12 protein-coding genes are annotated in these 6,189 nt (G+C 52.8%); 5 read left to right on the top strand and 7 right to left on the bottom strand.

What is annotated here, in order from left to right:
• Positions 1-209: 209 nt before the first annotated feature.
• From N8H22_RS15740 to N8H22_RS15710, 7 genes are all read right to left on the bottom strand, one after another.
• Positions 210-386 (bottom strand): hypothetical protein, encoded by a 177-nt coding sequence (locus N8H22_RS15740; protein ID WP_264591448.1) that lies wholly within the window; start codon positions 384-386, stop codon positions 210-212.
• A 15-nt stretch (positions 387-401) separates the two neighbouring features.
• On the bottom strand, positions 402-761 hold the full coding sequence (locus tag N8H22_RS15735) for a hypothetical protein (RefSeq protein ID WP_042926025.1): 360 nt from the start codon (positions 759-761) through the stop codon (positions 402-404).
• A 293-nt stretch (positions 762-1,054) separates the two neighbouring features.
• The gene (locus tag N8H22_RS15730) at positions 1,055-1,828 is read right to left on the bottom strand and encodes a DNA cytosine methyltransferase (protein ID WP_264591447.1); all 774 of its coding nucleotides are present in this window, start codon (positions 1,826-1,828) and stop codon (positions 1,055-1,057) included.
• Positions 1,829-1,832: 4 nt separating this feature from the next.
• On the bottom strand, positions 1,833-2,093 hold the full coding sequence (locus N8H22_RS15725; RefSeq protein ID WP_264591461.1) for a DUF5447 family protein: 261 nt from the start codon (positions 2,091-2,093) through the stop codon (positions 1,833-1,835).
• A gap of 117 nt (positions 2,094-2,210) precedes the next feature.
• Positions 2,211-2,384: an Arc family DNA-binding protein gene (locus N8H22_RS15720; RefSeq protein ID WP_038662367.1), complete on the bottom strand. Its 174-nt coding sequence runs from the start codon at positions 2,382-2,384 to the stop codon at positions 2,211-2,213.
• Positions 2,381-2,530: a helix-turn-helix domain-containing protein gene (locus tag N8H22_RS15715; protein WP_264591446.1), complete on the bottom strand. Its 150-nt coding sequence runs from the start codon at positions 2,528-2,530 to the stop codon at positions 2,381-2,383. The genes N8H22_RS15720 and N8H22_RS15715 overlap by 4 nt, the downstream gene beginning before the upstream one ends.
• Entirely contained in the window at positions 2,527-2,742 is a 216-nt protein-coding gene (locus tag N8H22_RS15710) for a hypothetical protein (protein WP_014819553.1), read from the bottom strand. The genes N8H22_RS15715 and N8H22_RS15710 overlap by 4 nt, the downstream gene beginning before the upstream one ends.
• A 131-nt stretch (positions 2,743-2,873) precedes the next feature.
• On the opposite strand from N8H22_RS15710, the gene N8H22_RS15705 reads away from it, so the two are divergent.
• From N8H22_RS15705 to N8H22_RS15685, 5 genes are read left to right on the top strand one after another with little or no spacing between them, the layout of a single operon-like run.
• Positions 2,874-3,143, top strand: coding sequence for a DNA-binding protein (locus N8H22_RS15705; protein ID WP_264591445.1), 270 nt, complete (start codon positions 2,874-2,876; stop codon positions 3,141-3,143).
• Positions 3,144-3,198: 55 nt separating this feature from the next.
• Positions 3,199-4,509: a PIN domain-containing protein gene (locus N8H22_RS15700; RefSeq protein WP_264591444.1), complete on the top strand. Its 1,311-nt coding sequence runs from the start codon at positions 3,199-3,201 to the stop codon at positions 4,507-4,509.
• Positions 4,510-4,538: 29 nt separating this feature from the next.
• Complete coding sequence (locus N8H22_RS15695; protein WP_264591443.1) at positions 4,539-5,237, top strand: hypothetical protein; 699 nt, start codon at positions 4,539-4,541, stop codon at positions 5,235-5,237.
• Between the two features lie 56 nt (positions 5,238-5,293).
• Positions 5,294-5,665, top strand: a complete 372-nt coding sequence (locus tag N8H22_RS15690) for a DUF6864 domain-containing function (protein ID WP_264591442.1) — start codon at positions 5,294-5,296, stop codon at positions 5,663-5,665.
• Positions 5,658-6,035 carry a hypothetical protein gene (locus N8H22_RS15685; RefSeq protein WP_264591441.1) on the top strand — a complete coding sequence of 126 codons (378 nt, stop codon included), beginning with the start codon at positions 5,658-5,660 and terminating at the stop codon, positions 6,033-6,035. Before N8H22_RS15690 ends, N8H22_RS15685 begins: the two co-directional genes overlap by 8 nt.
• Positions 6,036-6,189: the final 154 nt, after the last annotated feature.

Raw genomic sequence — 6,189 nt, 5'->3', positions numbered from 1 at the left:
GAAGTCGAGTACGGCCTTACAGCCGATGCCGATCAACAGCACAGTGGTTACGAGCGTGAATCCGATCCCGAACACCTAGGCCAATACCGCGGGGTCCAGTTGGCTGGGGTCGAACTGTTCTGGAAGCTGGATCAGGACCCAGCCACCGGAACACAGGGGCGCCCCGCCTGCATCGACCGAGACGGTGCCGTCGCAGGTGAGCGCGTAAGTCATTCGCCGGCCTCAAGGTCGGCGGTTTGTTCGGAGGGTTCGCAGTCGGGGCAGACGGCGAAGTGGGGCGGCAGGCCGAGGTTCGGCAGCAGGTCGCTTTGCGGCGCGGGCAGCGCCATGAGCTTGCCCATGTCGTTTCCGCAGCAGTCGCAGTACACCCGGTCATCGATCAGCATGGCCGCCCCTCCCGGTTAGTTGGCCTTGGCCGGGTCGCCGGCTTTGGCCTGGGGTTGAGCTGGGGTGCGCGGGGTTTCGGCAGCGGCGCGGGTCTGGACGGCTTCGAGCTGGAGCGCCAGATTCTTGCCCTTGTTCTGCCCGCCACGGGCAATCTCGAAGTGGATGCGCACCAGTTGCAGCGGCTCGAACTTGGCGCCGGCTGCGAAGATCTCGTCGGCTACTTCGTCCGCTGCTGCCATGCCGATGATCGACAGGCCGTGTTCAGTCTTGCCGTCCGGCTCATCGCCGTAGAAGACCTTGATGTACTTCTGGCCCGCTTCACCGTCGAAGCGTTGAGTGCCGAGAAATGCAACTTCCATAGTCGAACGTGCCATCTTGTGTTTCCTCTCTCTAGTTGCGCTTTATTGCGCTGCTTTGCTTTCTGCAGGCCGAGCGATCCCGAGCGAGTGAAAAAGCAATTTCACTGCAACCGGCTTGTTACTTGGCTTGCGGGTTAATCTGTAGCTCTAGTTATACGCGCTTGAAACGGACTTTTTTCATACTCAAGGAATTATCAAGTTGCGTGGTTTATTGGCATGAATAGCGACGAATCGACACTTACACTCCACGCTCAAAACAAAATTAGTTAATAAACCTCACTCTCTAAACACCAAGGGCTCTGCCCTTGTCATCCCGCTCTCGCCGCCGAGGGCTCGGGAGCGCGGGAGGGAAAAGCGCTCCCGCACTCACGAGCGAAGGCTGTTTCGGTTCGTGCGGGGTCAAGGGTGCGCTCCGCCCGTGCTTCCGTTCGCCGGATCGGTGAAGCGTGATCCGACGAGCCGGGAGCGCGGCCCTGGACCTGGACAGGTCGCGCGGGGCTGGCGAGCTGGCTCAACACGTAGCCGCCCCACTGCTTGGCTATCGCGTCCGCAATACCCTGGTAGGTACGCGAACGGTTCTTCCAGCGGTCCGGCCCCGGTGCCATGTGATGCACAGTCGGCTCGCGACCGTCGACGATCTCGGTCGGTACCAGGAGCGGCAGGTTCTGGAGCCAGAAATGGGTTTCCTTGCGTTCGCCATGACCGAACATCCACGGCTGGATGATCTGGTCCGGTTTGCGGATCTGGCTAGAGATAACGGACTTCGGGTTTTCGAGCGCCTTGAAAGGGATCGGCGCAGCAAGCAGCTCACGCACAAAATCCAGGGCGCGCTCTTGGCGACCATCAGCGATCTTCTCGGGAAACCAGCGAGCACCTGAGGTAGCGAGGTCGGTGCAGGGCGGATGGGCAATCAGCAGATCCCACCCCCAGTCGAGCACTTCCAGCACATCACCCTGGATGTGCTCGCCTTCGGTTTCGGATGGCAGCAGGTCGCAGCTGACGGCGTAGAACCCGGCGCGGGTCAGCGCATCACGAACGCGGCCGGAGAACTCGCAGGCAACAAGAGCAGTTGGCTGTCTCATGCCATCACCCCACCAGTTCGAACGGTTCGTGAATCGGCACGTAGGGCGTTGGCTTGCCCAAGTCGTAGATAACGCTCCACCACTTCGCGGGGCGGGCGGGTGGCGTGTGCTTCTCGCAGATAAAGGCTGGTTCCACTGTCCACTCCGAGCGCAGAGGCTTCCAGACTCCACCGATGCAGCCCATTTGCAACGTGCGAATCGGCTGCGCATACGCGGGGCGGCATCGGGCGCATGGTGTGGACTGGAAGGGAGCGGGTCTCGCCATTTCGCGCCTGGACCAGCAGACAGAGCAGTCGCAGTCCTGGGCGTGCGGAAGGCGTTGATAGCTGGCCGGCTTCTGCATGGGTCATCCCCTCCCCTGGCTTTCCGTAGACGGCGCGGATCATGCGGAGCGCTCCTGTTCATTGGTGCTGGGCGCAACCTGGGCGAAGGACGCTTCCAAGCGGATGACGATTTCGGCGTTCAGGGAGCGGCGTGCAGCCCAAGCGGACTGCTCGACCTGGGCGCGGAGTGCAGCAGGCATACGCAGCTTGAATTGCGGGTCTGTGCGGCTCATTGGTTAACCCCCGGAAAACGCACCAGACGGGTTTTGCCGAGCTTCACGCTCTCGACGGCGCCAGTCCTGACCCAGCCGGCGACCATATCTACGGATACACCGGCCAGAGCGGCGAAGGCGGCTTGCGTATAAAGAGGAGGATTCATGCGGTCCACTCCTGCTCAAGCAGCCAGCTACGCAGCAGCGCACTGTTAATCATGCGGCGCTTGCCGAGCTTTACGGTGGGGAGTACGCCCCGGTAGACCCAGGCGCGGGCCATGGAGCATGTCAGGCCATTACGTTCGGCCCAGGCTTCGACGGTTTCCACGTCCTGCTGTGGGGCGATCAGCTTTGAAGGTTCTAGCTCTTCCAGTTCCATGCTCGTTCCGTCACTATTCGTGGCAATTTGTGCATTACTGCACTGACGAATAATTCGTCACTGAACGAGATACTACAGACGAATATTTCGTCGATCAAATATTTCGTCAGTGCCTTTTAGAGCATTTTGGAATGATAGAAGAGCGTTTAAGAACGCTTGTTCGCCATATCGGACCGGCGCGACTCGCCCAGGCTTCGTCGATCAACAACCGGCGTCGTTGGCAGACCGTAGCCACCGATATGAAGGTCAAAACACGCATTGAAGATATGGAGGCACTGCTAAAAGCATTTCCTCAGTACGAACTTTGGCTTTGGAAAGGCGAGGTCGATCCCTCGAAGGGTCAGTACTCCCCAGGTTATGAAGAAGCGGATTCAAAATTGCCCAGTCAGAGCGCGGGATAGCGATCACATCTGAAGTTGGAAGGCGTTGGTATGCCCGGCAGTCAAGGAAGCAATAATGAAAAATTTATTCCCAGGTCATTTCGCCAAAGAAGAAAATGCCCACAGAGACTTATGGTCGAAATGTATATTCGTATTTGACGCAAATATTCTTCTAAATCTATACCGTTACTCCGAAGAGACAAAAACAACATTCTTACAAATTCTCGACCTGCTCAAAGAAAGAACTTGGATACCGTACCAAGCAGCTCATGAATATATTGAGAATCGCCTAAAAGTAATAGATGAGCAGCAGGAAAAATACACAACGACCCTAACCGAGGTCTCAACACTAAGCAGCAAACTCGAACATCCTCGCCAACACCCTTTCGTATCGAAATCGGTCATGAATCGAGTTGAAAAAAGTCTGCAGAGTCTGAAATCGGAACTTGAGGCCAACAAAGAAACACACGTTAATCGAATACACGAAGACGATATCAAAGACCAGATATCTACCATATTCAACAACAGAGTTGGCAATAAGCTAAGTGACGACCAGCTGGAAGAAATTATCAAAGAGGGGGAAAAGCGTTATGCAGAGAAGATCCCTCCCGGCTACGCTGACAACAAGAAGGCCTCAGCAGAAACTTTTTTGGCCGCCCGATGCAAACCATATGGGGATTTGATAGTTTGGAAAAGTATAATAGAAAAATCCAAAGCCGATAATTTGCCAGTCATCTTCGTAACCGATGACGGAAAAGAAGATTGGTGGTTAAGATTCAAAGGAAAAACTCTAGGACCTAGACCAGAACTGATACAGGAATTCATTCGAGAAACGGGAATGGACTTCCACATGTATCAACCAGAGCGGTTTCTTTCCTTAGCGGGTGATTTCCTTAAAGAAAAGACCTCCCGAGAAGCCTTACAGGAGATCAGAGAGCTCCGAGAGACAAAGCAGCTTTCTGAGAGTGCCTCTATTGTGCCTCCCAGCATGGGTCACTTCTCTTCGATATTAAAATCCGAAAAATTTGACGATCACACCTCAGATAACGATCTTTACCACAATTATGTGATGCTATCGGCCGAGAAAAAATTCTTACGGCAGCAACTAGACGACCTACATCTTCGTCATCAGATGGCCGTTAGGAGGGGACGCGAGCTACCACTCGACTACGACGAAGCTGATATTGAAAACTCTCTTGAATACCAAAGCATAAAAAGCGAATGCATCGAACTGGAGAGCCAAGTAGTAGAAACCCATCAGAAGCTGGCAAAGGTCTTGAAATTAATTCATGAACTAGAACGTCGACTGTTAACAAAGAACCACGACAGCATCACCATTAAAGAATGGAAGAATAGAGGAAAGAGGAAAGAGGACAGATTTATTTAATAACCCCGATCACTGAGCAAGGAGGCGTTATGAGATCAGATTGGGATGATGCACCGGAGTATCTACGCAACAGAAAGAAGCCAAGCCCTTGGCGGTTCCTGGCGATCCTGGGTATCGGTTCCGCGGTATTGTCAGCACTGGCGTTTACGTTCGGCAAGCCGGTTGTACTAGACGTAAACCAGATCAAGCAAGGCATCCATGTCGGCGGCAAGCCTTGGTTTGGCCAAGAGCCGGCACAGCCCATACAGCCGGTTAGCCAGCCTTCGGTTGCAAGCTACGAAGCCCCAGCAGCAGCGCCCCAGCAACGGCCGTTGACCCAGGAAGAAATCGACTGGTTCGAAGAAGGCACCTCGCGAGCGCTACAGCAGCGCCAAACATCGTTCAACGATAGCAACTACACGCCCCGCCCCGTTGCCAACACGATGCAGCCACCACCGGCCCGCTACTACGCAGCCAACTCCACCAGCAACACGCAAAAGCGCTCCGTTTCCCGACAGACTCACGTCAGCAACTGGAGCTGGGAGAACGGCCACAACAAACAGAGCATCAGCGGCCAGTTTGAGTGGACAGTGGTAAATGGCCAGATCGACTACAGCAGCGTGTGCCAAAACTACAAACGCGGCTCCCTGATCTACCGCGACTGTCGCAAAGGTGCAAAGGTTGCGTTCAAGAAGATGTGCAGCCAGTTTAAGCCAGCATGTGCTGCCGAAAATAATTTCTTACCTTAACTAACCTGCAGGCAAGATACCCAAGCAGCGTTCTTGCAAGCCAAATAGGAAAACAGATGAAATCAAAATGCACTCTTGATGGAATGCAGCATATAGACACCATAAACTTACTCATTCCAAAAAATTCCGAATCAAGCGTCACCATAAATATACCCGAATCTATCACAACCGCCTCAGCTGTCGATCTAAAAATAAAAATTCGTTTTATGGATGACGGAAAAGAACCAGGAGTTAACTTCACCCCACAGGACAGCTGGAGTCTGATGACTCTTCATAACTGGGAGAACTCTCTTGGAACATCGCTCACCGAGTTCTTTGAATTAGCCACCATAGATAATAATAAACACATAATGATGATGATGATGAATCATCGGATTGGCGCTATTAACTCGCTCACCATACAACTTTGGTCTAAAGTTGATGATTAACAATAATAATAAATCGATCACTATTACGGGAAAAATACCCGTAAGCGGAATCTCAGAAAATCTAGAAATTCATTTAATTCAAATAACCGAAGACAAACTACGAAACATCTTGATTGAAAACCAACAGGCACTGGAGCGCCGCAACGAATGGGTAGCCCCTTTTGGTATATCACTCACGCTGCTGATTACGATAATTACGACAACACCAACCGACTCATTTGGATTGAACAGCTCAGGCTGGCAAGCACTATTTTACTTCTGTCTCATAGCGGCAGTTATTAAAACTATAACCACATTCGTTAACCGCCCGAAAAAAACAACAATAGAAAACATTGTAGATAGAATTAAGAATGTACGAAGCGGTCGATAGCGACTGAAATTTACGCTTGATCCTAACGCTGCCACAAGGATGGTGTCGATAAAGTGTCGAAATCGCTGTGACGAATTGCCACGAAACGAGCAGGCGGTTCAGCCCGGAAACCGCATAACGACACGCATTGAGACGGAACGACACACTAAGCAAA

The sequence above is a fragment of the Stutzerimonas sp. S1 genome, from assembly GCF_025966695.1.
Taxonomy (GTDB): Bacteria; Pseudomonadota; Gammaproteobacteria; order Pseudomonadales; family Pseudomonadaceae; genus Stutzerimonas.
This window is presented reverse-complemented; position numbering and strand designations above follow the sequence as displayed.